The organism is Rhodoferax sp. UBA5149, from assembly GCF_002413825.1.
GTDB lineage: Bacteria > Pseudomonadota > Gammaproteobacteria > Burkholderiales > Burkholderiaceae_C > Rhodoferax.
The window spans coordinates 2,685-4,006 of the sequence record NZ_DHXT01000222.1 but is presented as its reverse complement, the minus strand read 5'-3'; the positions used below and the strand labels follow the sequence as shown (position 1 = coordinate 4,006).

General features: G+C 62.4%; 2 protein-coding genes. Both read left to right on the top strand.

The window, feature by feature from the left end; genetic code table 11:
• Positions 1-636: carbonate dehydratase (gene can, locus B3V69_RS19780; RefSeq protein ID WP_296449245.1), on the top strand; the 636-nt coding region annotated here is incomplete at its 5' end.
• A 39-nt stretch (positions 637-675) separates the two neighbouring features.
• On the top strand, positions 676-1,322 hold a 647-nt coding region (locus B3V69_RS19775; protein ID WP_296449243.1), incomplete at its 3' end, for an isocitrate dehydrogenase kinase/phosphatase AceK regulatory subunit.

The window sequence follows — 1,322 nt, the reverse complement described above, 5'->3', positions numbered from 1 at the left end:
CTCTTCACCCATAACCGCGCCTGGGCGGCGCGCATGGAGCGCGAGCGCCCCGGCTTCTTCACCAGCCTGAAAAGCCAGCAGAACCCCAAGTACATGTGGATCGGCTGCTCCGACAGCCGGGTGCCGGCCAATCAGATCACCGGGCTGGAGCCGGGCGAGGTGTTTGTGCACCGCAACGTGGCCAATGTGGTGGTTCCGACCGACCTGAACTGCCTGTCCACCATCCAGTTTGCGGTGGACCAGCTCAAGGTGGAGCACCTGATGGTGGTGGGCCACTATGGCTGCGGTGGCGTACGCGCCGCGCTGGAGAATTTACGCGTGGGGCTGGCTGACAACTGGTTGCGCCACATCAAGGACGTGCGTGACCGGCACAGCGCGCTGCTGGACGCCACGCCGGCCACGGCGCGCCTGGATGTATTGTGCGAGCTCAATGTCATCGAGCAAGTGATGAATGTGGCGCACACCACGGTGCTGCAGGATGCCTGGGCGCGTGGCCAGCGTGTTGCCTTGCATGGCTGGGTTTATGGCCTCAAGGACGGTCTGCTGCAAGACCTGCACGTCACGCTGGACGGCATGGAGGGCATGGCGTCCCTCTACCGTGCGGCCGTCGCGGGTGTGTCGGCCGCCCGGCGTTGATGGTGGGTGCATTCCCTGTAAAAACAATTCTCGGCCATCATGTTCCCACAGCGTCTTGACTCCACTCTGGCCTACGACATCGCCAAGGCCATGATGGATGGCTTCAACCGCCACTACCGCCTGTTTCGCACCGAATCCGCCCGCGCCAAGCACCGCTTCGAGACCGCCGACTGGCACGGCCAGCAACGCGCCCAGCGCGAACGCATCGAGTTCTACGACTTGCGGGTGCGCGAGGCCTCGACCCGGCTGGAGCGCGAGTTCAAGGCCGGTGAGCAAGCGATGGACATCTGGCACCAGGTCAAGCTGCATTACATCGGCTTGCTGGTCAATCACCACCAGCCGGAGCTGGCCGAGACCTTCTTCAATTCGGTCACCACCAAGATTTTGCACCGCACCCATTTCCACAATGATTTCATCTTTGTGCGGCCGGCGGTGAGCACCGAATACATCGAGAACGGCGAGCCCGAGGCGCGTCCCACCTACCGCGCGTACTACCCGACACCGACCAGCCTGCAACAAGTGCTGATGCAGATGGTGAACGATTTTGACCTGCGTCGTGACTTCGAAGACTTGGCGCGTGATTGCGGCTTTGTGGTCGATGCGATGAACGCCGCGCTGGGCGAGGTCAAGCTGCGCGCCAATTTCCAGTTTCAGGTGCTCACCAGCCTGTTCTTTCGCAACAAGGG